The sequence below is a fragment of the Nocardiopsis protaetiae genome (genome assembly GCF_045446735.1).
Lineage (GTDB): Bacteria > Actinomycetota > Actinomycetes > Streptosporangiales > Streptosporangiaceae > Nocardiopsis > Nocardiopsis protaetiae.
Window position 1 is genome coordinate 1 of sequence record NZ_JBJJBV010000076.1, and the last position, 24,465, is coordinate 24,465.

25 protein-coding genes, 1 tRNA gene and 1 riboswitch are annotated in these 24,465 nt (G+C 72.5%); of the genes, 17 read left to right on the forward strand and 9 right to left on the reverse strand.

The window, feature by feature from the left end:
• Positions 1 to 354 precede the first annotated feature (354 nt).
• From ACJOT3_RS13985 to ACJOT3_RS14000, 4 genes are all read left to right on the forward strand, one after another.
• Complete coding sequence (locus ACJOT3_RS13985) at positions 355 to 1,038, forward strand: hypothetical protein (RefSeq protein ID WP_406972712.1); 684 nt, start codon at positions 355 to 357, stop codon at positions 1,036 to 1,038.
• Between the two features lie 123 nt (positions 1,039 to 1,161).
• On the forward strand, positions 1,162 to 2,532 hold the full coding sequence (locus ACJOT3_RS13990) for a M16 family metallopeptidase (protein ID WP_406972714.1): 1,371 nt from the start codon (positions 1,162 to 1,164) through the stop codon (positions 2,530 to 2,532).
• Between the two features lie 35 nt (positions 2,533 to 2,567).
• Positions 2,568 to 3,914, forward strand: coding sequence for a M16 family metallopeptidase (locus ACJOT3_RS13995; protein WP_406972716.1), 1,347 nt, complete (start codon positions 2,568 to 2,570; stop codon positions 3,912 to 3,914).
• 364 nt (positions 3,915 to 4,278) lie between these two features.
• Positions 4,279 to 5,520 (forward strand): serine/threonine-protein kinase, encoded by a 1,242-nt coding sequence (locus ACJOT3_RS14000; RefSeq protein WP_406972718.1) that lies wholly within the window; start codon positions 4,279 to 4,281, stop codon positions 5,518 to 5,520.
• Between the two features lie 160 nt (positions 5,521 to 5,680).
• Here ACJOT3_RS14000 and ACJOT3_RS14005 read toward each other — a convergent pair.
• Together ACJOT3_RS14005 and bcp are read right to left on the reverse strand one after the other, a co-directional pair.
• Positions 5,681 to 5,755 (reverse strand) — tRNA-Leu (locus tag ACJOT3_RS14005).
• A gap of 89 nt (positions 5,756 to 5,844) precedes the next feature.
• Complete coding sequence (bcp, locus tag ACJOT3_RS14010) at positions 5,845 to 6,327, reverse strand: thioredoxin-dependent thiol peroxidase (RefSeq protein WP_406972720.1); 483 nt, start codon at positions 6,325 to 6,327, stop codon at positions 5,845 to 5,847.
• A gap of 205 nt (positions 6,328 to 6,532) precedes the next feature.
• On the opposite strand from bcp, the gene ACJOT3_RS14015 reads away from it, so the two are divergent.
• Both ACJOT3_RS14015 and ACJOT3_RS14020 read left to right on the forward strand, forming a co-directional pair.
• Entirely contained in the window at positions 6,533 to 7,654 is a 1,122-nt protein-coding gene (locus ACJOT3_RS14015; RefSeq protein ID WP_406972722.1) for a CDP-alcohol phosphatidyltransferase family protein, read from the forward strand.
• Positions 7,655 to 7,672: 18 nt separating this feature from the next.
• On the forward strand, positions 7,673 to 8,071 hold the full coding sequence (locus ACJOT3_RS14020; protein ID WP_406972724.1) for a DUF3618 domain-containing protein: 399 nt from the start codon (positions 7,673 to 7,675) through the stop codon (positions 8,069 to 8,071).
• 64 nt (positions 8,072 to 8,135) lie between these two features.
• On the opposite strand, the gene ACJOT3_RS14025 is transcribed toward ACJOT3_RS14020, so the two are convergent.
• Positions 8,136 to 9,374, reverse strand: coding sequence for an alanine racemase (locus ACJOT3_RS14025; RefSeq protein ID WP_406972726.1), 1,239 nt, complete (start codon positions 9,372 to 9,374; stop codon positions 8,136 to 8,138).
• 235 nt (positions 9,375 to 9,609) lie between these two features.
• Between ACJOT3_RS14025 and purU the strand changes: the two genes are divergently transcribed.
• The 9 genes from purU to ACJOT3_RS14070 all read left to right on the forward strand — a co-directional run bounded on the left by purU (position 9,610) and on the right by ACJOT3_RS14070 (position 14,536).
• The gene (gene purU / locus ACJOT3_RS14030) at positions 9,610 to 10,494 is read left to right on the forward strand and encodes a formyltetrahydrofolate deformylase (RefSeq protein WP_406972728.1); all 885 of its coding nucleotides are present in this window, start codon (positions 9,610 to 9,612) and stop codon (positions 10,492 to 10,494) included.
• Between the two features lie 281 nt (positions 10,495 to 10,775).
• The gene (locus ACJOT3_RS14035; protein ID WP_406972730.1) at positions 10,776 to 10,997 is read left to right on the forward strand and encodes a CsbD family protein; all 222 of its coding nucleotides are present in this window, start codon (positions 10,776 to 10,778) and stop codon (positions 10,995 to 10,997) included.
• A 55-nt stretch (positions 10,998 to 11,052) separates the two neighbouring features.
• Positions 11,053 to 11,535 (forward strand): Asp23/Gls24 family envelope stress response protein, encoded by a 483-nt coding sequence (locus ACJOT3_RS14040; protein ID WP_406972732.1) that lies wholly within the window; start codon positions 11,053 to 11,055, stop codon positions 11,533 to 11,535.
• 2 nt (positions 11,536 to 11,537) lie between these two features.
• A complete protein-coding gene (locus ACJOT3_RS14045) occupies positions 11,538 to 11,861 on the forward strand; it encodes a hypothetical protein (protein WP_406972734.1) in 324 nt (107 codons plus the stop codon).
• A complete protein-coding gene (locus ACJOT3_RS14050) occupies positions 11,858 to 12,058 on the forward strand; it encodes a hypothetical protein (RefSeq protein ID WP_406972760.1) in 201 nt (66 codons plus the stop codon). Before ACJOT3_RS14045 ends, ACJOT3_RS14050 begins: the two co-directional genes overlap by 4 nt.
• 11 nt (positions 12,059 to 12,069) lie before the next feature.
• Entirely contained in the window at positions 12,070 to 12,441 is a 372-nt protein-coding gene (locus ACJOT3_RS14055) for an Asp23/Gls24 family envelope stress response protein (protein ID WP_406972736.1), read from the forward strand.
• A gap of 82 nt (positions 12,442 to 12,523) precedes the next feature.
• Entirely contained in the window at positions 12,524 to 13,129 is a 606-nt protein-coding gene (locus tag ACJOT3_RS14060) for a DUF6286 domain-containing protein (RefSeq protein WP_406972738.1), read from the forward strand.
• Between the two features lie 2 nt (positions 13,130 to 13,131).
• Positions 13,132 to 13,722: an alkaline shock response membrane anchor protein AmaP gene (gene amaP / locus ACJOT3_RS14065; protein WP_406972740.1), complete on the forward strand. Its 591-nt coding sequence runs from the start codon at positions 13,132 to 13,134 to the stop codon at positions 13,720 to 13,722.
• Positions 13,723 to 13,852: 130 nt separating this feature from the next.
• Positions 13,853 to 14,536 carry a hypothetical protein gene (locus ACJOT3_RS14070; protein ID WP_406972742.1) on the forward strand — a complete coding sequence of 228 codons (684 nt, stop codon included), beginning with the start codon at positions 13,853 to 13,855 and terminating at the stop codon, positions 14,534 to 14,536.
• A 4-nt stretch (positions 14,537 to 14,540) separates the two neighbouring features.
• On the opposite strand, the gene ACJOT3_RS14075 is transcribed toward ACJOT3_RS14070, so the two are convergent.
• The 4 genes from ACJOT3_RS14075 to gcvT all read right to left on the reverse strand — a co-directional run bounded on the left by ACJOT3_RS14075 (position 14,541) and on the right by gcvT (position 18,982).
• Positions 14,541 to 15,953 carry an L-serine ammonia-lyase gene (locus tag ACJOT3_RS14075; RefSeq protein ID WP_406972744.1) on the reverse strand — a complete coding sequence of 471 codons (1,413 nt, stop codon included), beginning with the start codon at positions 15,951 to 15,953 and terminating at the stop codon, positions 14,541 to 14,543.
• 100 nt (positions 15,954 to 16,053) lie between these two features.
• The gene (gene glyA / locus ACJOT3_RS14080) at positions 16,054 to 17,322 is read right to left on the reverse strand and encodes a serine hydroxymethyltransferase (protein WP_406972746.1); all 1,269 of its coding nucleotides are present in this window, start codon (positions 17,320 to 17,322) and stop codon (positions 16,054 to 16,056) included.
• A gap of 6 nt (positions 17,323 to 17,328) precedes the next feature.
• Positions 17,329 to 17,706 carry a glycine cleavage system protein GcvH gene (gcvH, locus tag ACJOT3_RS14085; RefSeq protein WP_406972748.1) on the reverse strand — a complete coding sequence of 126 codons (378 nt, stop codon included), beginning with the start codon at positions 17,704 to 17,706 and terminating at the stop codon, positions 17,329 to 17,331.
• Between the two features lie 160 nt (positions 17,707 to 17,866).
• Entirely contained in the window at positions 17,867 to 18,982 is a 1,116-nt protein-coding gene (gene gcvT, locus ACJOT3_RS14090) for a glycine cleavage system aminomethyltransferase GcvT (RefSeq protein WP_406972750.1), read from the reverse strand.
• A gap of 144 nt (positions 18,983 to 19,126) precedes the next feature.
• Positions 19,127 to 19,227: riboswitch (glycine riboswitch) on the reverse strand.
• 196 nt (positions 19,228 to 19,423) lie between these two features.
• Here gcvT and ACJOT3_RS14095 point away from each other — a divergent pair.
• Complete coding sequence (locus ACJOT3_RS14095; protein ID WP_406972752.1) at positions 19,424 to 20,236, forward strand: penicillin binding protein transpeptidase domain-containing protein; 813 nt, start codon at positions 19,424 to 19,426, stop codon at positions 20,234 to 20,236.
• 71 nt (positions 20,237 to 20,307) lie between these two features.
• On the opposite strand, the gene ACJOT3_RS14100 is transcribed toward ACJOT3_RS14095, so the two are convergent.
• Entirely contained in the window at positions 20,308 to 21,366 is a 1,059-nt protein-coding gene (locus tag ACJOT3_RS14100) for a 3-deoxy-7-phosphoheptulonate synthase (protein WP_406972754.1), read from the reverse strand.
• Between the two features lie 190 nt (positions 21,367 to 21,556).
• Positions 21,557 to 23,275, reverse strand: coding sequence for an AMP-binding protein (locus ACJOT3_RS14105; protein ID WP_406972756.1), 1,719 nt, complete (start codon positions 23,273 to 23,275; stop codon positions 21,557 to 21,559).
• Between the two features lie 151 nt (positions 23,276 to 23,426).
• Between ACJOT3_RS14105 and ACJOT3_RS14110 the strand changes: the two genes are divergently transcribed.
• The gene (locus ACJOT3_RS14110) at positions 23,427 to 24,296 is read left to right on the forward strand and encodes a DUF4429 domain-containing protein (protein WP_406972758.1); all 870 of its coding nucleotides are present in this window, start codon (positions 23,427 to 23,429) and stop codon (positions 24,294 to 24,296) included.
• Positions 24,297 to 24,465 lie beyond the last annotated feature (169 nt).

Genomic DNA, 24,465 nt, shown 5'->3' on the forward strand with positions numbered 1-24,465 from the left:
CGCCCTGGCGGCGCGGGTGAGCAGTAGTACCGGTACCGGAGTGGCCGGAGACCGGGACACGCAAGTGTCGAAGCCTCGTGGAGCCGACCATAGGACCCGCACCACCCGCCGGGGCCGCACGGCCCCGGCGGGGCGGGCAGGTGGCGCAACACCGCGCGAGCGGAAGGAAGCGGGAGACCGTCGTCAGGGCATCCAACCTGCGTTGTGGTGACACCGGCACGGACCTCCCGGGCGGAAACGTTCGGGATGCTGATATCCGACCACGGAATCAGCAACGGTGAGTATTACCGGAACATGCCCTAAGGTCGACTGTGTTCTGACCAGCGGAACGCACGGCTTGAGAGGGACGAGGCGATGGCGGGCATCCACGGGCGAGGGGATCGGACGCGCGGTGCGCGCGCCGCGGGGGCGGCGGCCGCGGCGGTCTCCCTGCTGCTCCTCACGGCCTGTTCCGGGGACTCCGGCGGCGAGGGCGGGGAGGAGCTCGGCCTGGAGCTGGGCGCCAGCGGCGTCGTGCCCGCCGTCGAGCCGCCCGGCCCCGAGGGGTTCACCTCCCAGACCGTCGAGGGCATCACGATCGACATGCCCGAGGGCTGGGAGATCCAGAACGAGGGCGGCGTCCTGTGCGCCACCCCGCCCGGGCAGGCCGCCTGCGCCTACGGGTCCATCCAGCTCACCCCGCGGGCCGCGCAGAAGAACCCGAACGACTGGCCCAAGAAGGGCGACGCCCACGCCAAGGACGACGGCTGGGCGGACAACACGGGCAGCTGCCGCAGCCTCAACACCGCGGCCTCCGGCGGCATCGGCGTCTCCAAGGCGGAGCTGAAGGTCTCCGACTTCACCGTGCACGCCAACGACCTCAAGTCCCACCACTCGGTGTGGCAGGTGACCTGCGCCAACGACGACACCTTCGAGGTGCGCATGTGGTTCCTGCCGATCAGCGACGTCCTGCTCTACGTGTGGTCGGCCGACTCCCAGTACAGCGCCGTCTACGACCAGGTCGCCGCCTCCATGAACACCGACGGCTACAGCAACTGATCCGGTGCGGGTACGCCGATTCGGGTGTCCACCGGGTGTCCGAAGGCCGTAGGGTCGTAGTCGTCACCGCTTCGGCGCGGTGACGGGTTACAGGCGACGGCGTGAATCGGGGTGCATGCACTGGTGACCGGCATCGGAGCGGCGGGACAGTTGGTTCAGTACACGCTGGAGAACGGGATGCGTCTGGTGACCGCGCCCGCCTCCACCGGTCAGGTGGCCGCCGTGAACCTGTGGTACGGGGTCGGGTCCCGCCACGAGGTCCCCGGCCGGACCGGGTTCGCCCACCTCTTCGAGCACCTGATGTTCCAGGGCAGCGGCAACGTCGCCAAGGGCGAGCACTTCGAGGAGATCGAGCGGCTGGGCGGCGACATCAACGCCTCCACCTCGACCGACCGCACCAACTACTACGAGACGGTGCCCGAGCACGCCCTGGACCGCATCCTGTGGCTGGAGGCCGACCGCCTGGCGACCCTGCGCGACGGGATGACCCAGGAGGTGCTGGACAACCAGCGCGACGTGGTCAAGAACGAGCGCCGCCAGCGCTACGACAACCAGCCCTACGGGACCGCCCTGGAGCGCATCCTGCGCCTGGCCTACCCCGAGGGCCACCCCTACCACCACCCGACCATCGGCTCCATGGCCGACCTGGACGCGGCGGACCTGGACTACGTCAAGTCCTTCCACAAGGCCCACTACGGCCCGGACAACTGCGTCATCACCGTGGTCAGCGAGCTGGCCCCCGAGGACGTGCTGGCCCGGGTGGAGAAGTACTTCGGGGGCATCCCGGCCCGCGAGGAGGTCCCGCAGGCCCCCGACCCCGTCCTGAAGGCCCCGCTGGGCGGCCCGCTGCGCGACCTGGTCGTGGAGACCGTCCCGGCCGCCGGGGTGTTCCTGTGCTACCGGGCGCCGGCCTACGGCGAGCGCGGGTTCGACGTCGCCCACCTGCTCTCGGCGGTGCTCGGCCAGGGCCAGGGCAGCCGCCTGTACCGGTCCCTGGTCGTGGACCGCCCGATCGCCGCCGACGACGGCGGTGCCGCCGCCGACGTCCTGCCGTTCCGCTACACCGACAGCCTACTGCTGGTGAACATGCTCGCCCGCGAGAACGTGGACGGCGACACCCTGGAGGCGGAGATCCGCGCCGAGCTCGCCAAGGTCGCCCAGGGCGTCACCGAGGAGGAGCTCGACCGGGCGCGCGCCGTCCTGGAGCGGGACCACCTGCAGTCCATCTCCGGCCCCGCCGGGCTGGCCGACGCGATCAGCTCCTGCACGCAGCTGTTCGACGACCCCGAGCTGGCGCTGACCTGGCCGACCCGGTGGCAGGACATCACGGCCGAGGAGGTGCGGGCCGCCGCCGAGCGGCTGCTCGTCGACGAGAACCTGCTCGTCGTCCGGTTCGACCCCGAGCCCGAGACCGCCGCGGAGGCCTTGGAGACCGAGGCGCGGGCCGCCGCGGTGGCCTCCGATGATGATGCCGACGCCGCTGCCGACGCCTGAGTCCCGCCGAGCCACCACAGAAAGAGTCGCTGAGCATGTCGCAGAACCGCCCGGACCTCGGTACTCCGGCCTCCTACACCTTTCCCCGGCCTGAGCGGATCACCGTCGGCGGCGGCACGGTCGTCGCGATCGACGTCCCCGGCCAGTACCTCGTCTCCGTCCGCCTGGTGCACCCCTACGGCGGCGCGGTCGAGCCGCTCGACACCATGGGCGTGGGCGCCCTGACCAGCGAGGTGCTGGAGGACGGCCCCGACGGCAACAGCTCCCTGGCCCCCGCCCTGGAGCGGCACGGCGCCGAGTGGGTGTCCCGCATCAGCTGGGACGGGTTCATCACCGGCGTGGACGTGCCCGTGGGCCGCCTGGGCGAGGCCGTCCGGCTCTTCGCCGACGCGGTGCGCCGGCCCGCCCTGAACCCCGACGACATCGTCCGCCGCCGCGAGCAGCTGCTGGAGCGCTTCTGGCTGGAGGCCGCCACCGCCAGCACCCTGGCCATGCGCAGCCTGGGCGGGCAGCTGTTCACCGGACGCTACGCCACCCCGCTGGCCGGCGGCCCGGTCAAGCTGGCCGACATCACCCCCGAGACCGTCGCGGCCTACCACGCCGACACCCTGGCCTCCACCGCGGGCACCCTCGTGGTGGTCGGCGACCTGAGCGGGGTCGACCTGGTGGAGCTGGGCAAGACCGTGTTCGGGGACACCGCCCCCGCGCCCGCGCGGGTCATCACCGAGCCCGCCCCGCCGCCCGGGGAGCTGCCCCGCGTGCTCATCGTCGACCGGCCCGGGTCGGTGCAGTCGGCCCTGGTCATCGCGCACCGGGCCCCCTCGCGCTCGCAGGTGGACCTGCCCCGCGCCGAGGGCGTCGGCGAGGTGCTGGGCGGCATGTTCACCTCCCGGCTCAACCTGGAGCTGCGCGAGCGCCTGGGCTACACCTACGGCGCGGGTGCGCGGTTCGACCTGCGCCGCGACAGCGGGGTGTTCTTCATGTCCGCGCAGGTGGAGGCGGACACCACCGCGCACTCCATCACCTCCTCCCTGGAGCAGGTGGCGAAGCTGCGCGAGGGCGGGGTCACCGAGGAGGAGCTGACCGCGGTGCGCGACGCCAACACGGTCGGCCTGCCGGTGACCTACTCCACCGCCCGCTCCATGGCCGGGGCCCTGGTGGACATGGTCGTCCACGACCTGCCCGACGACCACGTGGACACCGTCCGGGCCGGGTACGAGCGGCTCACCAAGAAGGACCTGGACTCGGCCGCGGTCGAGTACCTGCACCCGGAGGAGGCGGTGGTGATCGTCGTCGGCGACGCCGAGCGGCTGCGCTCCCCGCTCGCCGGGACCGGGGTCGGCCCGGTCGAGGTGCGCACCCCCGACGAACTCTGGGTGTGAAACCTGGGACGGGAGTGAACCGATCCGCGTCCGGGTGCATCCCACCCGGACGTGGACCCCTCCTTACCCCGGGCGGGTAAAGGAGAGGTCAACGGTGCATGTGTTCGCATTCCCGGGACATAACGAAAGCGAACCTATGTGCCGGTGTTATGGCAACGCCCGGCAGGGCTCCGACGTCCTGCTGGTATAACGAGTGATCCGTGCACCTACGTGGTGACAGCGACCGCAATGCTCCGCAGGAGGCCACCATGGCCGGTGAATGGACCCGTGGATAACAGTGTCCTCCCTAGACAACCCCCACACCCGGCGCCCCGGGTCGGCGCCCGATTCGGAGAGCACACAGGAGCTCCCGGAGATCGCCCCCATGCCTGAGGGCCGTCTGCTCAAAGGGCGCTACCAGCTGACCTCGGAGATCGCCCGGGGCGGCGTGGGCACCGTCTGGCGCGCCCTCGACCTGGTGATCGACCGCGAGGTCGCGGTCAAAGAGCTGCGCCTGCCCGAATCGCTGAGCCGGTCCGACCGCGAGTCCCTGCTCCAGCGCACCACCCGCGAGGCCCGCGTGGCCGGGCGGCTGAGCCACCCCAGCCTCATCACGGTGCTCGACGTGGTCGACGAGGACGGCCGCCCGTGGATCGTCATGGAGCTGCTGGAGGCCTCCACCCTGGAGGAGATCATCGACGTCGGCGGCCCGCTGCCCTACCAGCGGGTGGCCGAGATCGGGCTCCAGCTCATCGACGCCCTGAAGGTCGCGCACAACGAGGGCATCGTGCACCGCGACGTCAAACCCGGCAACGTGATGATCACCAGCGGCGGCCGCGTGGTGCTCACCGACTTCGGCCTGGCGGCCTGGAACGGCGAGTCCGCGCTCAGCGAGTCCGGCCGCATCGTGGGCTCCCCGGCGTACCTGTCGCCGGAGCGGGCCAAGGCCGGCCCGGTGGGCCCGGCCTCGGACCTGTGGTCGCTGGGCGCCACCCTGTACGCGGCGGTGGAGGGGCGCACCCCCTACGACCGCAAGGGCTACATCAAGATCCTGCGCCAGGAGCCGCTGGACGAGCCCGCGACGGCGACCAAGGCGGGCCCGCTCGCGCCGGCGCTGGCCGGGCTGCTCAAGGTGGAGGCCGCCGAGCGGCTGACCGCGGACAACGCCGCCAAGATGCTGCGCATCGCGGCGCTGGCCCCGTGGAGCACCGACGAGGGCGAGCGCCCGGGCAAGTCCGGGGACGCCGCGGAACCGGGCGAGTCGGCGGAGTCCCGGGCGACTGAGGCGTCCGCGGAACCGGAGGGATCGGCGCAGGCCACCGAGGGTGAGGCCGCCGCGCAGGCTTCCGGTACCGCCGTCCCCGAGCAGCGCGAGTCCGCCCGGGAGCACTTCAAGGCGGGCGGCCGGGTGCTGGCCGAGAACATCAGCGACCGGCTGCGCAACAGCCCGGAGGCGATGAGCGCGTTCGTGGCCTCGCTGCGCGAGTCCACCGACACCCTGGGGCTCACCAACCCCGGACGGCACGCCGGGAAGACCGGGGCGGGCGCGCCCGTGCGGGTCATCGCGGTGGCGGTCGGGGTGCTGATCCTGCTGACCATCGTCCTGTGGGCCCTGCTGGGGCGCTGAGGGGCGAACGGACGCAGAGGGCCGCCCGGGCCGGTGGCCCGCGCGCCTTCGCGGCGACCCTGATGTCCGCGGGGGTCCGGGGGTCGCCCCCCGGGCGATATGACGAGACGACCCGGCGAGGCGGCCGAAGGCCCCCGAGCAGGGTCGTCTGGGAGTCGAGTGGGGCCGGCGGGACTCGAACCCGCACTGTACAGCACCTAAAGCTGGCGTCTCCTGCCAATTGGACTACGGCCCCCGGGCGTGCCCGTCGGCACAACTGTACCGGGATCGGCGGGAGGCTCGACCGCCGGGCCGCGGGACCCCGCGGCCCGGGGCCGGCGGGGCTCAGACGCCCAGTTCCCTCTTGATACGGTCGACGTGGCCGGTCGCCTTCACGTTGTAGAAGGCCTTGGCGACCTTGCCGTCGGCGCCGACGATCACCGTGGAGCGGATGACGCCCTGGACGAGGCGGCCGTAGTTCTTCTTCTCCCCGAAGGCGCCGTAGGCCCGCAGGGTCTCCTTGCCGGGGTCGCCGACGAGGGTGAAGGTCAGGCCCTCCTTCTCGCGGAACTTCGCCAGCTTGTCGGTGGTGTCGGGCGACACGCCGATGACGGTGAAGCCCGCGGCGTCGAAGTCGCGCAGGTTGTCGCGGAAGTCGCAGGCCTCGGTGGTGCAGCCGGGCGTCATGGCGGCGGGGTAGAAGTAGAGGACGACGCTCTTGCCGGTCCGGGCCAGGACCTCGCTCAGCGTCACGGGCTTGCCGTCGGCGTCCTCCAGGGTGAAGTCGGGTGCCTGGTCGCCGGGCTCCAGACGAATGGGGTCGCTCACGTGGGGTTCCTCTCTGTCACCGGGTGCCGCGGCGGCCCCGGTCGGTCTCGCCGACCACACTAACGACCCGGTGGCGGCGGGGGTGGGGGAGTCCCGTGGTTCGGTTGCGATTCCGGTTCGGTTCGTACGCTTTGGGATCGGGCGGCGGTTCGATCACCTATTGTTGACGCACTTCACGATTGGTCGGTTGGGAGTCTCGGCACCGATGCCTGCATTCACGCTCGACGAGGTCAGGGACCGCACGCTCAAGGAGCGCGATTCCTGGTGGACGGTCTACCTCGTGGACCCGATCGCGGTCCGCCTGGTGCGGCAGGTCGCCAACCGTACCTCCCTCACCCCCAACCAGCTGACGGTGCTGGCGCTCTTCCTGGGCCTGGGCGCGGCGGTCTGCTTCGCCCTGGGGTACAGGGAGTTCCTGCTGCTGGGCGCGGTCCTGTACTACCTGTCGTTCCTGGTGGACTGCATGGACGGCAAGCTGGCCCGGCTGACCGGCACCGAGTCGGTGTTCGGCGCCTGGGTGGACTACGTGACCGACCGGTTCCGGGTGCTGGTGTGCGTGGTGGCCCTGATGGGCGGCCAGTACGTGGTGGCCGAGGAGGCCGACCCGGGCGCGGACCCGGTGTGGTTCGTGTGGCTGGCGCTGGCCGTGGTGTTCCTGGACATGCTGCGCTACCTCAACGCGCTCCAGGTGTACAAGGTGCGCCGGGAGATGCGCTCGCACCTGGCTGCGGCGCTGGAGCGGGCGCGGGCGACCCTGACGATGCTGGGCCCGGACGAGGACGACACCTCGGCGGCGACCGGCGCGGGCGGGCGCACCATGAGCGACGGCGGCGAGCAGGCGGTGCTGCGGCACGGGATCGCGGTGCTGGAGGGCATCCTGCGCACCCAGACCGAGCGGGAGAACCGCAACCGGCGCACGGCGGGCAAGCAGCCGGACCTGACCCTGCCCAAGGTGGACCTGCACCAGGAGTTCCGCTCGCGCTTCCCCTGGTACCAGCGGGTCTGGTCGGCGCTCAACGCGCGCCGGGTGCGCACCCACCTGGTCGGCGGCATCGAGTTCCAGATGGCGGTGTTCGTGGTGGCCCCGGTGGTGGCCGCGCTGGCGGGCGCCCCGTCCGCTATCGGCTGGATCACCGCGGTGGCGGGTGTTTTGCTCCTCGCCTTCGAGATCGCCATCATCTATAAACTGTGGTTGTCCACGCGGGACTTCTTCCGTGTGGTCGACGGAATCGACGGCGCGCTGAGATTCTCCGGACCGTCCGACGGCGCGGAGGACGGGGGCCGGGACACCGGCTCCGACACGGGATCTCACACGACCCTGCGCTAATTGAGAGAGGCGGCCCAGATGGCGGCAGGCGACACCGAACCGCGCCGGACCCCGGCCGAGATCGAGGCCGAGATCAACCGCGAGCAGCGGCGACTCGCCGAGACCATCGACGAGTTGGTGGTGACGGCCACGCCCGCGAACATCGCGCGGCGCCAGGTCGCGAAGGTCAAGGAGACGGGCGGCCGGATCCTGGACGAGGCGCGGGCCCTGGTCGTCGGCGGCGGCGCGGTGCGGGTGGAGAGCCACCTGGTCGAGCCGGAGGAGGGCAGCATCCTCCTCAAGGGCGACGACGAGGTCGTGACCACCTACCAGTCGCGCGGGCAGCTGCCCCCCGAGGCCGTGATCCTCGCGGTGGGCGTCGGCGCGGTGATCGCGGTCGGCGTGGTGGCGCTGATCGTGCGGCGCAGGCGCAGGTAGACGACACAGCGGAGGGGCCCGTGCTCGATGAGCGCGGGCCCCTTTCGCCGTTCCCGGGCCCGGACTACAGGAACGCCCGCCCCTCGCCCCGGTAGGTGGGGACGGGGCGCACGTAGGTGCCGGTGTCGGAGTCGATGAGGTGCAGGGTGTCGAAGCGCTCGCACAGCTCCCCGGCCTTGGTGTGGCGCATCCACACCAGGTCGCCGATCTCCAGGGTGTCGGCGGCGGCGCCCAGCAGCGGGGTCTGGACCTCGCCCGCGCCCTCGTTGGCGCTGTAGGACAGCCCGGCCGGCAGGTGGGGGACGGGCAGGCGCAGCGGGTCGGCGGGGCCGGAGGCGAGGTAGCCGCCGCCCAGGGCGGTGACCGCGCCGCGGGCCGGGCGGCGCACGACGGGCAGCGCGAACAGGGCGGCGGGGCGGCCCTGGAAGGAGCTGTAGTAGTCGAACAGGTGCGGGTGGTACAGGCCCGACCCGGCGCCGAGCTCGGTGACGGCCCTCTCCCGGCCGGTGGTGTGCAGGCTGCCGGTGCCGCCGCCGTTGACGAAGCGCAGCGGGGCGACCTCGCGGACCGCGCGGACGATGGCGGCGCGGCGCTTGGCGAGTTCGACGGCGGAGCGGTGCTGGACGGCGCGCAGCACCCGGCCGAAGAGGGGGCGCCCGGGCGGGGCGTCGCCGAGCCCGGCGATCTGCGCCTCGTAGGCCATGATCCCGTCCAGGCGCAGCTCGGGGCGGCGCAGCACGGCGCGGGCCAGGGCGGCGGCCTGGGCGGGGGTGCGGATGGGGGAGCGCAGGCTGCCGATGCGCACGCGCGGGCCCAGCGGCTGCCAGCTGGTGTCGATGTCCAGGCAGACCCGGACGGGGGGCGCGTCCGAGGGCCGGGCGCCGGAGCCCTCGGCGGCGGTCACGGCCTTGGAGATGAGGTCCAGGTGGGCGGGGTCGTCGACCATGAGGGTGACGGCGCCCAGGGCGGCGGGGTCGGCGGCCAGGCGGGCCAGGGCGTCGGTGTCCGTGGTGGGGTAGGCGACCAGGATGTCGCGGCCGACCGGGCCGCCGGGGTCGCCCTGGGCGAGCCAGAGCGCCTCGGGCAGGGTGAACGCCATGACGCCCTCGTAGCCGGGCATCTCCAGCACGGTGCGCAGCAGTTCGCGGCAGCGCACCGACTTGCTGGCGACCCGGATGGGCCTGCCGTGCGCGCGGCGGGTGAGGGCGGCCGCGTTGGCGCGGAAGGCGGCCAGGTCGACCATGGCGAAGGGGGCCTGGAGTTCGCGCGTGGCGGCCTCGTACTTCTCACGCAGGCTTGTCATGCCTCCGAGGATGCCAGAACATGAATCATTTTCATATTCCCTGAGCGGAAATAGAGTGATCCGTCGGAATCGCCCGAAGGGCCCCGAATGCCCGACGGTGTCGGGTCGCGACCCCGCCCGGGGGGTGTGAGCTGCGACCGCTCTCGGCCGCGGGCCCCCGCGACGGCCCTCCGGCGGATATCCTGGGGCGTCACGGCCGCACGGCCGGTCCGACCCCAGAAACGGTTTTCTCTCCATGAGCGAGCGCGAGTACATCCTGACCCTGGCGTGCCCCGACAGCCGCGGCATCGTCGCGGCGGTGGCCAACCTGCTCTCCGACCACGGTTGCAACATCACCGAGAGCCAGCAGTACGGCGACCACTACACCGGCCGGTTCTTCCTGCGCATGCAGTTCGTGGCCGAGGCGGGCGAGCACGGGGTCACCGGCGAGGACGTGCTGCGCGGCGCCTTCGCGGCGCTGGCCGGGGACTTCGGCGGCGCCGGCGCCGCCTCCGTGGAGTGGACGCTCAGCCCGCGCGACGTGCGCCCCCGCATGATCGTGATGGTGTCCAAGTTCGGGCACTGCCTCAACGACCTGCTCTACCGGCACCGCAGCGGCCTGCTCGACATCGACATCGCCGCGGTGGTCTCCAACCACCCGGACCTGGAGTTCCTCGCCGACTCCTACGGGGTGGACTTCCACCACCTGCCGGTGACCCCGCAGACCAAGGGCGAGCAGGAGGCCCGGCTGCTGGAGCTGGTCGGCTCCTACGACGTCGACCTGGTGGTGCTGGCCCGGTACATGCAGGTGCTGTCCGAGAAGCTGTGCACCAAGATGTCCGGCCGGATCATCAACATCCACCACTCGTTCCTGCCGAGCTTCAAGGGCGCCCGGCCCTACCACCAGGCGCACGCGCGCGGGGTCAAGCTCATCGGCGCCACCGCCCACTACGTCACCGCCGACCTGGACGAGGGGCCGATCATCGAGCAGGAGGCGGCCCGGGTGGACCACACCGACAGCCCCGAGAAGCTCACCGAGATCGGCCGCGACCTGGAGTCGGTGGCGCTGGCCCGCGCCGTCAACTGGCACGCCCAGCGGCGTGTCCTCCTCAACGGGGACAAGACCGTCGTCTTCGGGTGAGTCGACCCGTACCTGTTTTCGGACGTTCCAGGGGCGCCTTCGGGCGCCCCTTCGTTTTCTGTCCGTGACAGGGTTCCCGGACCGTCTTTGGGGCAGGGATGGGGATGACGTTACCTGTTCTGTCACACAAAACCTTACTCCAAGTGCCTTGTTGACTACTCAGAGTGCGTATATGGTGTGATCTAGTTCGAAACCCGTTCGGTCCCCCGGGGGAACAGGGGACGCGGGTTTCGGTCCGAAACCCCGGGACGGAACTCCCGGGCGAAGGGGCGTGAACACACATGGGCAAGCACTTCGACGACCTCGGCGGCAAGGCCAAGGAGGCCTACGGCCAGGCGACCGGCGACCGGTCCAAGGAGGCCGAGGGCAAGGTCGACCAGGCCAAGGCGAGCGCCAAGGACACCGCCGACAAGGTCAAGGACAAGGCCGAGGAGCTCAAGGACAAGGCCGGGGAAGCGGTCGAGAACGCCGGCGAGAAGATCAAGGACGTCTTCAAGCGCTGACGCCGCCCACCCGATCGGAGCCCGAACGGGCTCGTTTGCACTGCCAGGGGGACCAGTGTCGGATACCAGGACCGAGGCCAGGGTGCCGGGCGCCCGCGAGGCGGGCCGCCGCGGGGACGCCGCGAGCGAAGGCGGCCACACCCAGATCGCCGACGGCGTCGTCGCCAAGATCGCGGGCATGGCCGCCCGTGAGGTCGGCGGCGTGTACGCCATGGGCGGCGGCGCCGCCCGCGCCATGGGGGCCGTCAGGGACGCCGTCACCGGCGGCGGGGACAGCGGATCGGTGGCGCGCGGCGTCGCCGTGGAGGTCGGGGAGCGGCAGGCCGCCGTCGACATCGACCTCGTCGTCGAGTACGGCACCGCCATCCAGGACCTCGCCACGGCCGTGCGCCGCAACGTCACCAACGCCGTCGAGAAGATGACCGGTCTCGAAGTCACCGAGATCAACATCAGGGTGGGCGACATCCACCTGCCCGATGACGACGACGGCGACGGCGCACGCGGCGACACCGCGGACGCGGCACCCAGGGTCCAGTAGTGATGGGCGACGCCGACGAGCCGGGGGAGATCGCCCGGCGGGTGGCCCGGGCGGCCCTGCGCTCCCCGGACGTGGTCGAACTGTCCGCGGGATCGTTCGGGACGCTGTCCACCCCCGTGCCGGGCGGCCGCGTCCGGGGGGTGGCGGTGCGCTCGGACACCGTCGAGGTCGGCGTCGTCGTCCACTTCGGGAGACCGCTGCCGCGGATCGCCGGCGAGCTCCGTGCGGCGCTCGCCCCGCTCGCCGGCGGCCGCGCCGTCCACATCTCCGTGGAGGACGTGGTCGCCGGCGCGGCGGACACCCGGACCCGACCGCAAACGAGATGAGCGCTGGACAGAAGGGGGAGGCCATGTGGCCCATAGTCGGACTGTCCTACGGGACGGTGCTGGGGTTGGCGGGCGCGTTCGGCGGATTCGCGGCCTTCGCGCTTGTGCTCGTCCTGGGCCTGGCCGGATTCGTCGCGGGCCGGGCCATGGAGGGCGACATCGACCTGAGCGAGATGTTCTCGCGGCGTTCGGCCTGACGGGTCCGGCCGTGACGGGAACACGCATCCAGGACGTCCCCCGGCAGCGGGAACGCACCGCCGCCCGGGGACGGCACGTCCGTTCCGAGCACCCGCGCGACCCCGGCGGGCGCACGGACATCGCGAGCGGGGTCATCGAGAAGGCCGCCGCCCGGGCCGTGGACGAGGTCCCCGGCGCGGGGGCGGCGACCAAGGGCCGGGCGGTGCGCGCCCAGGTGAACGGGGACGTTGTCCTGCTGCGCGTACGGATCCGCGTGGACTACCCCGAACCCCTGCGCCGGATCGCCGCGCTCGTCCGCACCCGGGTCCGGGAGCGGGTCGAGCACACCACCGGCAAGCAGGTCCACCACATCGACATCGAGATCGCCGAAACGGTGCGCTGACCGCACCGTTCCACCGCTCCGCGACGGCGGGCCGGGGAGGACCTCCCCGGCCCGGTCGGGGACCGCCGTACAAGGAGTTGCGATGACCACCGTGGAAGAGGTGCTCGGCCGTCCCGACCAGGGGGTCGACCGGGAGGCCAGGAGAGTGGCCGTCCACACGTTCCGGCCGCGCCGGTCCTGGCCCGCGGTGATCACCGGGTTCGTGATCCTCATCGTCGCGGTCGTCGCCGCGGCCGAGGTGATCGCGGCGCTGGCGGGCAGCCCGCTGGGGCTGTTCCCGGTCGGCACCGCCACCGAGTACGCGCAGACCACCACCTGGTCGCAGCCGTCGGTGCAGATCGCGTCCGCGCTGCTGGCGCTGATCGGGCTCGTCCTGATCGTGGCCGCGCTCGCGCCGGGGCGTGGGCACTGGACGGCGCTGCGCACCGACGACCCGGCCCTGGTGGTCGGCATGACCCGCAGCGCCCTGCGCCGCGCGGTGGCCGCCGCCGCCCAGGACGTCGACGGCGTCGACCACGTGGGGGTGCACGTGCGCGGCAGCCGCATCCGGGTGCAGGTGCGCACCGGGATGCGCGAGGCACCGGGGCTGCCCGCCGACGTGACCGCCGCCGTGGAGCGGCGGCTGGAGGAGCTGGCCCCGCTGCGCAGCCTGCGGATCGCCACCCACGTCCGTTACGCGGAGGTGTGACCATGGCACGGGACAGGGCGCGCAGGTCGGCCCGGGGCAACCGGCAGGGGCTGCTGCTGGTGGGGGTCGTGCTACTGGCGGCCGGCGCCGCCGCGCTCGCGGCCGGACGGGGGCTGTTCGGGGCGAGTGTGGCCGGGGACACCCTGCTCAACGACGCGGTCCGGGGCGCCCTGGCCTCCGCCTGGATGCCGTACGCGGTGGTGGCGGTGGCGTTCGTCGCCGCGTTCCTGGCCCTGCGCTGGCTCCTGGTGCAGGGCCTCAACGACACCATCGGCCGCCTGGTGCTCGAACGCGGCGCCGACGGCCGCGTCGAGCTCCCCGAGAGCGTCGCCCGCGGCGCCCTGGAACAGGAGGTCGCCGACTACCCCGGCGTGCGCCGGGCCCGGGCCCGCCTCACCGAGTCGGCCGACGAACCCCACCTGCGGCTGGCGCTGACCCTGGACGACGACGCCGACGTCGCCGGCGTGTGGCGGCGCGTGCGCTCCGAGGCACTGGCCAACCTGCGCCGTTCCCTGGAGCTGGAGCGCGTCCCGGCGGTGGTGCGCATGTCCATGACCGCCCCGGCCAAGAACCCCCGCCGCAGCCTCGCCTGAGCGGCCGCGCGGACCGCGGTCCGGGCCCGGGGTGTCCGTTTCCGGCCATCGGTACCCGGTGCTCGGACCCGCCGTACCCGACCGGCTACGCTAACGGCTGTTTCGTGTCAGCCTGCTCCGGGACGTGCCCATGACCCCCTGCCCTGTGTGCCACCAGTCGGACCAGATCGCGAGCGTGCCCGCGATCGTGAGCGCGGGAAGCTCGGACACCTCCGTCTCCGGAACCTCGTACATCCCCGGGACGACCGGCTACGCCGGATCGACCTCGGTGTACATCGGCGACGCCACCGCCCACCACCGGTTCCACTCGCACAGCCAGACCCACCTGGCGCAGTCCCTGGACCTGTGGCTGGAGCCCGCGCCGGACCGCTTCCGGTTCTTCCTGGGGGTCACCGCGGCGATCCTCGCCGTCCTGGCGCTGGCGACCGAGAACAACGCCTCGACGGCGGTGATGTTCCTCTTCTTCCTGCTGGTCTCGATCCCCTCGCTGGTCGTGAAGTGGCTCGGCACCGGCTTCGCCGCCATCTCGGGGCTCGCCTCCGTGGGACTGGTGGTCCTGCTGACCACTTCTCCGGGGCTGCTCGAATCCGTCCTGCGGCCCGTCGCCATCGGCGGTGCCGTCGTGGCCGTGGTCGCCCTGGGCGGCTGGACCCGGGCCTGGATCGGCTACCGCCGCCGCGCGCCCCTGCGGGAGCACCTGTACCGGGTGTGGTCGCGGCTGTTCTACTGCGGCCGCGACGGGCGCGTCTTCGACCCCGCGACGGGGATGCACGCCTTCCCCGGCGACATCGACATGCTGCTCCACACGCGCTAGCCGGTCAGCACTCGATCACGTTGACGGCGAGGCCGCCGCGCGAGGTCTCCTTGTACTTGTCGTGCATGTCGCGGCCGGTGTCGCGCATGGTCTTGATGACCTTGTCCAGGGACACGAAGTGGCTGCCGTCGCCGCGTAGGGCCATGCGGGCCGCGCTGATGGCCTTGACCGAGGCGAGCGCGTTGCGCTCGATGCACGGGACCTGGACCAGGCCGCCGATCGGGTCGCAGGTCAGGCCCAGGTTGTGCTCCATGGCGATCTCGGCGGCGTTCTCCACCTGGGCGGGGGTGCCGCCCAGGACCTCGGCCAGGCCCGCGGCGGCCATGGACGACGCGGAGCCGACCTCGCCCTGGCAGCCGACCTCGGCGCCGGAGATCGACGCGTTCTGTTTGAACAGGATGCCGATCGCCGCGGCGGTCAGCAGGAACCGGACCACGCCCTCCTCGCCCGCGCCCGGGCTGAAGTGCGTGTAGTAGTGCAGCACCGCCGGGACGATGCCCGCCGCGCCGTTGGTCGGCGCGGTCACCACCCGGCCGCCCGCGGCGTTCTCCTCGTTGACCGCCAGCGCGTACAGGGTGATCCAGTCGCTGCCGCGCATCGGGTCCGGGTCGGCGGTGGTGGGGGCGAGCAGCCCCGCGTCGTCGCAGTTGCCGCCGAGCTGGCGGTACAGCCGGTGCGCACGGCGCGGCACCCGCAGGCCGCCGGGCAGGGTGCCCTCGGTGGTCACCCCGCGGCGCACGCACGCGCGCATCACCGTCCAGATCTCCAGGAGCCTTGAGGTGATCTCGGCGTCGGTGCGGCCGAAGGCGCGTTCGTTGGCGCGCATGATCGCGCTGATCGACATGCCGGTCTCGGCGCACAGCGCCAGCAGGTCCTCGGCGGTGTCGAACGGGTACGGCAGCACGGTGTCGTCGGCCTTGATGCGGTCGGCCCCCGCCGCCCGCTCGTCCACGACGAACCCGCCGCCCACGGAGTAGTACACCTTGGCGGCCAGCTCGCCGCCGGCGGCGTCCCGGGCGACGAACCGCATCCCGTTGGGGTGGTCGGGCAGGCTCTCCTTGCGGCGGAAGTCCACGTCCACGGCCGGGTCGAAGTCCACCACCGGCCCGTCCGGGCCGCCCAGCGCCATCGAGCGCTCGGTGCGCACCCGGTCGACCAGAGCGGGCACGGTGTCCACGTCCACCCCCTCGGGGGTGTGGCCGAGCAGGCCGAGCACGACGGCCGTGTCGCTGCCGTGCCCCTTGCCGGTGAGGGCGAGCGACCCGTACAGCTCGGCGCGCACGTGCGCCACCTCGTCCAGCAGTCCGTTCTCCCGCAGCCGGGTGACGAACGTGCGGGCGGCCTTCATCGGCCCGACGGTGTGGGAGCTGGAGGGTCCGATACCGATCTTGAACAGGTCGAACACGCTGATGGCCAAGGGTCTGTCCTCCTCGTTGAGCACAGGGCCCGGATGAGCACAGGGCCGTGCCTGCCGGACGGATGCCGTGCGGGGCCGGGCGGCCCCGCACGGCGGGGCCCTACAGGTTGGGGTAGAGCGGGTACTTCTCGGTCAGCGCCCGCACCCGGGTGCTCAGCGCCTGTGCGTCGAACTCGGGCTTGAGGGCCTCGGCGATGATGTCGGCGACCTCGGCGAAGTCCTCGTCGCCGAACCCGCGCGTGGCCAGCGCCGGCGTGCCGATCCGCAGACCCGAGGTCACCATCGGCGGCCGCGGGTCGTTGGGCACCGCGTTGCGGTTGACGGTGATCCCGATGGAGTGCAGCCGGTCCTCGGCCTCCTGGCCGTTGAGCTCGGAGTCCACCAGGTCGACCAGCACCAGGTGCACGTCCGTCCCCCCGGAGGCCACCTTCACACCGACCTCGGCGGCGTCGGGCCGGGTCAGGCGCTCGGCGAGCAGCCTGGCACCGGACACCGTGCGGCGCTGGCGGTCGGCGAACTCCTCGCCCGCCGCGACCTTGAGCGCCACGGCCTTGGCCGCGATCACGTGCTCCAGCGGCCCGCCCTGCATACCGGGGAACACCGCGGAGTTGATCTTCTTGGCCAGCTCGGCCTTGGTGAGGATCAGACCGCCGCGCGGGCCGCCCAGGGTCTTGTGCGTGGTGGTGGTGACCACGTCGGCGAACGGCACCGGGTTGGGGTGCAGGCCCGCCGCGACCAGGCCGGCGAAGTGCGCCATGTCGACCATGAGCAGGGCGCCCACGGAGTCGGCGATCTCCCGGAACCGGGCGAAGTCCAGCTGCCGCGGGTAGGCCGACCAGCCCGCCACGATCATCTTGGGCTGGTGCTCCTTGGCCAGGGCGGCGACCTCGTCGTAGTCGACGGTGCCGTCCTCGTCGCGCACGTGGTAGGCCACGGCGTTGAGGACCTTGCCGGAGTAGTTGATCCGCATCCCGTGGGTCAGGTGGCCGCCGTGGGCCAGGTCCAGACCGAGGATGGTGTCGCCCGGCTTGAGCAGGGCGAAGTACACGGCCGTGTTGGCCTGGGCGCCCGAGTGCGGCTGTACGTTGGCGTGCTCGGCACCGAACAGGGACTTGGCCCGGTCGATGGCGAGCTGCTCGACGACGTCGACGTACTCGCACCCGCCGTAGTAGCGGCGGCCCGGGTAGCCCTCCGCGTACTTGTTGGTCAGGACGGTGCCCTGCGCCTCGATGACGGCCTGCGGAGCGAAGTTCTCCGAGGCGATCATCTCAAGGGTGTCGCGCTGGCGGCCCAGCTCCGCGTCGACCGCGGCCGCGACTTCCGGGTCGAGTTCGCTCAGGCTCTGGTTGAGCGTGTTGTCGGTGGCCATCGGGGGTCAGTCCTCGCCTTCGGTCAGCTTGGTGTACTCCTCCGCGGAGAGCAGCGCGCCGGGCTCCCCGGCCAGGCGCACCTTGAACAGCCACGCGCCGTAGGGGTCGGAGTTGATGGACTCCGGCTCCCCCTCCAGGTCCGCGTTGACCTCGACGACCTCGCCGTCGACGGGGGAGTAGATGTCGCTGACGGACTTGGTGGACTCCACCTCGCCGCAGGTCTCGCCCGCGCTCACGGTGGTGCCGGCGGCGGGGGCCTCGACGTAGACGATGTCGCCGAGGGACTCGGCGGCGAACGCCGTGATGCCGACCGTTGCGACCCCGTCCTCGATCGAGACCCACTCGTGTTCGGCGGTGTAACCCAGCTCCGTGGGAACGCTCACTTCAACTCTCCTTGGAGGTTCTCTTCATTCCTGCCGCGCCGCCGGGTGACGGCCGCCCGGCCCGGCCTACGTCCGGATCGCGTCCCGCCCGTGCCGATCCCGATCAGGGGTGCAGCCGCGCGGGGCGCGTGGGGTCCCGTTGGTGCGGGACCCACGTCTCTCAGGCCTGCCGCTTGTAGAACGGCAGCTCGACCACGTCGACGTCCTCGCCGCGGCCGCGCACGTCCACGGTGAACGCGCCGGTCGCGGTGTCGAGTTCGCCGTCCACGTAGGCCATGGCGATGGGGCTGCCCAGGGTGGGGGAGGGCGCGCCGCTGGTGATGGTGCCGACGACCGCGCCGTCGCGCAGCACGTCCTGGCCGCGGCGCAGCGGACGGCGTCCGCGCGCGACGAGGCCGATGAGGCGGCGGGGGCGGGCGGTGCGGGCGGCCTCTTCGAGGGCGGCCCGGCCGACGAAGTCGCCCTCCTTGTCGAACTTGACCACGCGGCCCAGCCCGGCGTCGAAGGGGGTGAGGTCGGTGCTCAGCTCCTGGCCGTACAGCGGCATGCCCGCCTCCAGGCGCAGGGTGTCGCGGGCCGACAGCCCGGCGGGCACCAGGCCCCGGTCGGCGCCGGCGGCGATGAGCGCCTCCCACACCTCGACGGCGCGCTCGGCGGGCTTGACGAAGATCTCGAACCCGTCCTCGCCGGTGTAGCCGGTGCGCGCCAGCAGGACGGGGACCCCGGCGACGGTGTGCTCGTAGCCCGCGTAGTAGCGGATGGAGTCCAGGTCGGCGTCGGTGAGCGGGGCCAGGATCTCCACGGCCCGGGGGCCCTGGACGGCGATGAGCGAGTACTCGGCGGACTCGTCGGCGACCTCGACGTCGAACCCGGCGGCGCGCTCGGCCAGGGCGGCGGAGACGACGTCGGCGTTGGCGGCGTTGGCCACCACGAGGTACTCCTCCTCGCCGAGCCGGTAGACGATGAGGTCGTCCAGGACGCCGCCGTCGGCGTCGGTGATCATCGTGTAGCGGGCCTTGCCCGGCTTGACCTGCGACAGGTGCCCGACCAGGGCGTGGTCGAGGGCGCGCCCGGCGTCGGGGCCGGTGAGGCGGATCTCGCCCATGTGGGAGAGGTCGAACAGGCCCGCGGCCTCGCGTACGGCCTTGTGCTCGGCGGTCTCGCTGCCGTAGCGGAGGGGCATGAGCCACCCGGCGAAGTCGACGAGGGAGGCACCGGCCTTCTCGTGGATCGCGCGCAGGGCGGTGGGCCGCGACGCGGACGCGGGCTCTGACATGGGTACTCCCGAGAGGATGGGCGTCGTATCGTGCATAGGCGTTGCCATCCTCCCCCTCTGTCATCTGTGCCTGAGAGCTTCACCGCGCGCTCGGCGTGGCTTGCACCTTCGGCGAGGGACGCGGTCCCTGCTTTCCAGAGTGGTCTCGCCCGTACGGTCCACTGTGCCTGAGAGGTTGTTTCGGGGAGGGATTGCTCCTTCGGCGGCCCGCGCCGGCTGCGCGGGCACTCTCCCGTACGGGGTCAGCAACACGTTCAGCCTAGCAGCGGCCGTGGCCGCTCCCAAGGGCGGCCGCCGCCGTGCGGCCGCCCGCGCGAACGGACCGGTCGAATCCCCGGCGGGGCGGGCGCGCACGGACTACCGTGTGCGGTGAACGGAACGGAATCGGGTCGTTGCGGTTCGTGTACCGAGGGAGACCGAGTGCTGGTGGACACGCGGAGGATGAGACGGATCGGGTGCGCGTCGGTGGTCGGCGCGACGCTGGCGGCGCTGCTGGGCTGCGCCGCTCCGCGGGAGGACGGGGAGGGGCCGGGCCCGTCCCCGGGCGCGGACAACGCCGCCGCGGTGGGCGGGGACGTGGCCGCGGTGGAGCGGGCGGACCTGGCCGCGGTGTTCGAGCGGGCCGGGGCGACGGGCACGTTCGTGCTCTACGACACACAGGACCGCACCTCGGTGCTGGTGGACCCCGGGCGGGCGCGCGAGCGCGCGGTGCCGGGGGAGACGTTCGACCTGGTGACGGCGCTGGTGGCGCTCCAGACGGGTGCGGCCGCCGACGCGGGGGCGGTGGCGGGCGCCGGGGAGGCCGCCCACCGGGACGCGGTGGAGCGGGTGGGCCGGGACCGGCTGGCACCGTGGGTGGACCGGTTCGAGTACGGCAACCGCGACGTCGGCACGGGGGAGGACGACTTCTGGGCGCGGGGCCCGCTGGGGGTCTCCGCGGTGGAGCAGACGGAGTTCCTGGCCCAGCTGGCCCGCGGAGAACTGCCGGTGGACGCCGCCCACCAGCGGGCACTGCACGCGCTCACCCTGGTGGAGGAGGGCGAGGGGCACACGCTGCACGGCCGCGCGGCCTGCGAGGGCGGGGGCGCGCCGGGGTGGTGGGTCGGCTGGGTGAGCGGCCCGGCGGGCACGCACACCTTCGCCCTGCGCCTGGAATCCGGGGCCGACGCATTCGAACCGGGGGACTGCGAGGCCCTGGGCCGCGAGCTGCTGGCCGCCCTGGAGGTCCTCCCGCGGGAGTCCGCGACCCGCTAGGCCCGGCCCTGGGAACGACGACGCCCGCCCCGTTCGTGAACGGTGCGGGCGCCGGTGCGTGTGCGGACCGGCTAGGCGGTCTTGCGGCGGGCCCGGACGGCCTCGGCCAGGGTGGTCAGCACCTCGGTGGTGGTGTCCCAGCCCATGCACTTGTCGGTGATGGACTGGCCGTACACCAGGTCCGCCGGGTCGCCCAGCTTCTGGGCGCCGGGGACGAGGAAGCTCTCCAGCATGACGCCGATGATGCCGTCCTGGCCCTCGGCGACCTGGGCGGCGATCTCGGCGGCCACGCCCGGCTGGCGCTCGTGGTCCTTGCCGCTGTTGGCGTGGCTGGCGTCGATCATCAGGCGGCGCGGCAGCCCGGCCTTGGTGATGACGTCCAGCGCCGCGTTCACCGAGGCGGTGTCGTGGTTGGGGCCGGTGCGGCCGCCGCGCAGGATGACGTGGCAGTCGGGGTTGCCCTCGGTGACGACCACCGAGCCGGCGCCCGCCGGGTCCACGCCGAAGAACGTGTGGGAGGCGGCGGCCGCGCCGACCGCGTCCACGGCCACCTGCACGTCGCCGTCGGTGCCGTTCTTGAAGCCCACCGGGGTGCTCAGGCCGCTGCTCAGCTGGCGGTGCACCTGGCTCTCGGTGGTGCGGGCGCCGATCGCGCCCCAGGACACGGCGTCGGCGATGTACTGCGGGGTGATGGGGTCGAGGAACTCGGTGCCCGCGGGCAGCCCCAGCGAGTTGATGTCCAGCAGGATCTCGCGGGCCAGGCGCAGGCCGCGCTGCACGTCGTAGGTGTCGTCGAGGCCGGGGTCGTTGATGAGCCCCTTCCAGCCGACGGTGGTGCGCGGCTTCTCGAAGTACACGCGCATGACCACGCACAGCTCCTCGCTCAGCGAGGGGATCAGCTCGATGAGGCGGTGGGCGTAGTCCATGGCCGACTCGCGGTCGTGCACGGAGCAGGGGCCGACGACGACCAGCAGGCGGTCGTCCTCACCGTCCAGGACCCGCTTGACCTCGGTGCGGGAGCGCTCGACCAGGGCGGTGCGCTCATCTCCCAGGGGAAGCTCGGCGAGCAGGTCCCGGGGGGCGATGAGCGGCTTGTAGTCGACCACCCGTGTGTCGTTGGTGCTGGGCATGCTGCTGCTCCCCTTATGTCCTCGCTCGTGCGGTGCCGCCACCCTGCACACTAGCGCGGCCGCGGGGCCCGAACGCGGTTACGCCGGTATTTCGGACGAGGGTCACATGGTGGGAGGCGGTAATCGCGACAATGGTGAAATGTTCGTCTCATTTGTTGAGACGCATTTCTCCGGATAGGCCGGTGCCGGTTCAGGCCCCCGGCCCGGTGAAGTCCTCCTCCCAGAACTCGGCGGGGTGGCGCGAGCCGTCCGTGACCGGCCCGCGCTCGGCCTCCTCCCGGCGCAGCTGCACCCGGCGGATCTTGCCCGACACCGTCTTGGGCAGCTCGGCGAACTCCAGGCGGCGGACCCTCTTGTACGGGGACAGGCGGGCCCGGACGTGCTCCAGGATCGCCCGCGCCGTCTCCGCCGTGGCCGGCACCCCCGGGGCCGGGGTCACGAACGCCTTGGCGACCGCCAGCCGCAGCGGATCGGGCGAGGGGACCACCGCCGCCTCGGCCACGTATTCGTGTTCGACGAGCACGCTTTCGAGTTCGAATGGTGAGATGCGGTAATCCGAGGCCTTGAACACATCGTCGCCGCGGCCGATATAGGTAATGTGCCCGTCGGCCTCCCGGGAGGCCAGATCCCCGGTGTGGAACAGGCCCCGGCGGGTCGCCAGCCGGGTCAGGTCGGGGCTGTCGGCGTACCCCTTCATGATCCCCACCGGCTCGTCGGACAGGTCCACGCAGATCTCGCCGCTGTCGCCGGGCTCCTCGGTGACCGGGTCCGCCAGCACGATCCGGTAGCCGGGCATCTCGCGGCCCATCGACCCGGGCACCACGTGCTGTCCGGGGGAGTTGCCGACCAGCAGGGTGGTCTCCGTCTGGCCGAACCCGTCGCGCACCGTCAGGCCCCACGCCTTGCGCACGTGCTCCACCACCTCCGCGTTCAGCGGCTCCCCGGCGGCCAGCGCCTCGCGCAGCGGCACCTTCCACGACGCCAGGTCGGTCTGCACCAGCATCCGCCACACCGTCGGCGGGGCGCAGAAGGTGTGCACGCCGCAGCGCACGATCTCGTCGAGCAGGCGCTCGGAGGAGAAGCGGTCCTGGCGCACCACCAGCACCGTCGCCTCGGCGTTCCACGGGCCGAAGACACTGCTGTAGGCGTGCTTGCCCCAGCCGGGCACGGACACGTTGAGGTGCACGTCCCCCGGCCGCACGCCCAGCCAGTACATGGTGGACAGGTGCCCGACCGGGTAGGAGCGCTGGGTGTGCACCACCAGCTTGGGCTTGGCGGTGGTGCCCGACGTGAAGTAGACGAGCAGGGGCGCGTCGGGGCCGATCCGCTGCGCCGGGTGGAAGTCCAGCCCGGCGTGCTCGGAGTCGGGGTAGCCGAGCCAGCCGTCCATGTACCCCACGCAGATGCGGGTCCAGTGGCCGCTCAGGCCCTCGAACTTCTCCGTGTCCACCGGCGAGCACACCACGTGCTTGATCTCGCCGCGCTCCAACCGGTCCACCAGGTCGCCCTCGGTCAGGTTGGTGGCGGTCGGCACCACCACGGCGCCGAGCTTGACGGCCGCCAGGGTGATCTCCCACAGCTCCACCTGCGGGCCGAGCATCACCAGGATGCGGTCGCCCGCGTGCACGCCCTGGGCGTGCAGCCAGTTGGCGACCTGGGAGGAGCGCTCCGCCATCCGCCGGTAGGTGTGCTTCTCCTCCGTGCCGTCCTCGTCGACGATCCACAGCGCCGTGCGGTCCGGCCGGCGCTCCGCGACCTCGTCGAAGTGGTCCAGCGCCCAGTTGAACACCTCGGGCCGGGGCCAGGTGAACTCCCGGTGCGCGGCCTCGCGGTCCTCCCGCAGCCGCAGGAGCAGATCGCGCGCCGCACGGAACTCCGCGGCCCCCTCGGCCGCCGCCTCTTTGGACATCGCCTCGACCTTTCGGATCCGCACCCGCCTCGCTCCGGGGCCGGTGTGCTGGCGTTTCTACCCCCGATGCGCCCCGGTGACCCCTCACCGGCCGCTCGCCCGGCGCCGCGCCCCCGCTAGCGCGTGCCCGCCCGCCCTAGGATGGTGAGCCATGGAGGAACTGCGCGGGCACCACGCCCTTTGGAGGATCGACGACGAGACGGTGCGGATCCGCTTCGACTCCGGGCGCAAGGTGCCGACGCTGTTCAAGGCGCTGGCCGGGTGCGAGGTCCCGCTGGCGGCGGTGCGCGAGGTGGACTTCCACCAGGGCGACCGCAGGCACGGGTGGCGGCTGCGGCTGGACCTGGTCCCGGGTGTGGACCCCTACGTCGTGCTGGGCGTGTCCGCCCGGAACGCGCTCACCCCGCTGGTCCTCACCGGCCCCCACGACACCGAGCTGGTCGCCGAGTACGTCGCCGACAAGATCCGCGACCTGGCCCGCTACGCCCGCGACACCCTCACCGGAGAGCTGGACCGCACCGAGGTCGCCCGGGCCCTGGTCGCCCGGCCGCCGGTGCAGGCGCGCACCGCGGAGGGGTCGGCCTCCTTCGACGGCGAGAAGGTGCGCCTGCAATGGGACGGGTGGCTGGCCAGCAGCGCCAAGGAGAAGGAGAAGTCCCGCGAGTACCGGCTGACGGAGATCGACTCGGTGCACTGGCACCCGCAGGTCGACGTCACCGAGGGGTACATGCGCATCGTGCTGCGCGGGGTCACCCTGCCCGAGGCGACCTCCCTGGAGAACGACTTCTTCACCCTCGCCTCGCACGGCTCCAAGGGCGCCGAGGAGACCTTCCTCATGGCGGCCACCCTCAACGCGTACATCGGACGGGCGCCCGCCGCGCCCGCCCTGGAGGGCGGTGAGGCGGGCGGCGCCGAGGAGGTCTTCGCCAAGATCCGCGAGCTGGGACGCCTGCACGCGGAGGGCCTGCTCACCGATCAGGAGTTCGCCGACAAGAAGGCCGAACTCCTGGACCGCCTCTAGTCCGCCCCCGGGCCCACGGCCCGGCCGCCGACCCGCCGGAGGGACCCCGGCCGCCCCCCGCCCGGCCCGCCCCGAGGGCCCTTTTCGGGGCACACGACGAACACCCAGGAAAGGCCACGCTGTGCGCACCCTGGACCCGCCCATCGAACCGTACGACTCGGGCATGCTC

Bases quoted from the DNA above. Each gene is read 5' to 3' on its own strand.
- ACJOT3_RS13985 (WP_406972712.1), top strand. From the start codon at position 355: ATGGCGGGCATCCACGGGCGAGGGGATCGGACGCGCGGTGCGCGCGCC.
- ACJOT3_RS13995 (WP_406972716.1), top strand. From the start codon at position 2,568: ATGTCGCAGAACCGCCCGGACCTCGGTACTCCGGCCTCCTACACCTTT.
- ACJOT3_RS14000 (WP_406972718.1), top strand. From the start codon at position 4,279: ATGCCTGAGGGCCGTCTGCTCAAAGGGCGCTACCAGCTGACCTCGGAG.
- ACJOT3_RS14015 (WP_406972722.1), top strand. From the start codon at position 6,533: ATGCCTGCATTCACGCTCGACGAGGTCAGGGACCGCACGCTCAAGGAG.
- ACJOT3_RS14020 (WP_406972724.1), top strand. From the start codon at position 7,673: ATGGCGGCAGGCGACACCGAACCGCGCCGGACCCCGGCCGAGATCGAG.
- ACJOT3_RS14025 (WP_406972726.1), bottom strand. From the start codon at position 9,374: ATGACAAGCCTGCGTGAGAAGTACGAGGCCGCCACGCGCGAACTCCAG.
- purU (WP_406972728.1), top strand. From the start codon at position 9,610: ATGAGCGAGCGCGAGTACATCCTGACCCTGGCGTGCCCCGACAGCCGC.
- ACJOT3_RS14035 (WP_406972730.1), top strand. From the start codon at position 10,776: ATGGGCAAGCACTTCGACGACCTCGGCGGCAAGGCCAAGGAGGCCTAC.
- ACJOT3_RS14045 (WP_406972734.1), top strand. From the start codon at position 11,538: ATGGGCGACGCCGACGAGCCGGGGGAGATCGCCCGGCGGGTGGCCCGG.
- ACJOT3_RS14050 (WP_406972760.1), top strand. From the start codon at position 11,858: ATGAGCGCTGGACAGAAGGGGGAGGCCATGTGGCCCATAGTCGGACTG.
- ACJOT3_RS14060 (WP_406972738.1), top strand. From the start codon at position 12,524: ATGACCACCGTGGAAGAGGTGCTCGGCCGTCCCGACCAGGGGGTCGAC.
- amaP (WP_406972740.1), top strand. From the start codon at position 13,132: ATGGCACGGGACAGGGCGCGCAGGTCGGCCCGGGGCAACCGGCAGGGG.
- ACJOT3_RS14070 (WP_406972742.1), top strand. From the start codon at position 13,853: ATGACCCCCTGCCCTGTGTGCCACCAGTCGGACCAGATCGCGAGCGTG.
- glyA (WP_406972746.1), bottom strand. From the start codon at position 17,322: ATGGCCACCGACAACACGCTCAACCAGAGCCTGAGCGAACTCGACCCG.
- gcvT (WP_406972750.1), bottom strand. From the start codon at position 18,982: ATGTCAGAGCCCGCGTCCGCGTCGCGGCCCACCGCCCTGCGCGCGATC.
- ACJOT3_RS14095 (WP_406972752.1), top strand. From the start codon at position 19,424: ATGAGACGGATCGGGTGCGCGTCGGTGGTCGGCGCGACGCTGGCGGCG.
- ACJOT3_RS14100 (WP_406972754.1), bottom strand. From the start codon at position 21,366: ATGCCCAGCACCAACGACACACGGGTGGTCGACTACAAGCCGCTCATC.
- ACJOT3_RS14105 (WP_406972756.1), bottom strand. From the start codon at position 23,275: ATGTCCAAAGAGGCGGCGGCCGAGGGGGCCGCGGAGTTCCGTGCGGCG.
- ACJOT3_RS14110 (WP_406972758.1), top strand. From the start codon at position 23,427: ATGGAGGAACTGCGCGGGCACCACGCCCTTTGGAGGATCGACGACGAG.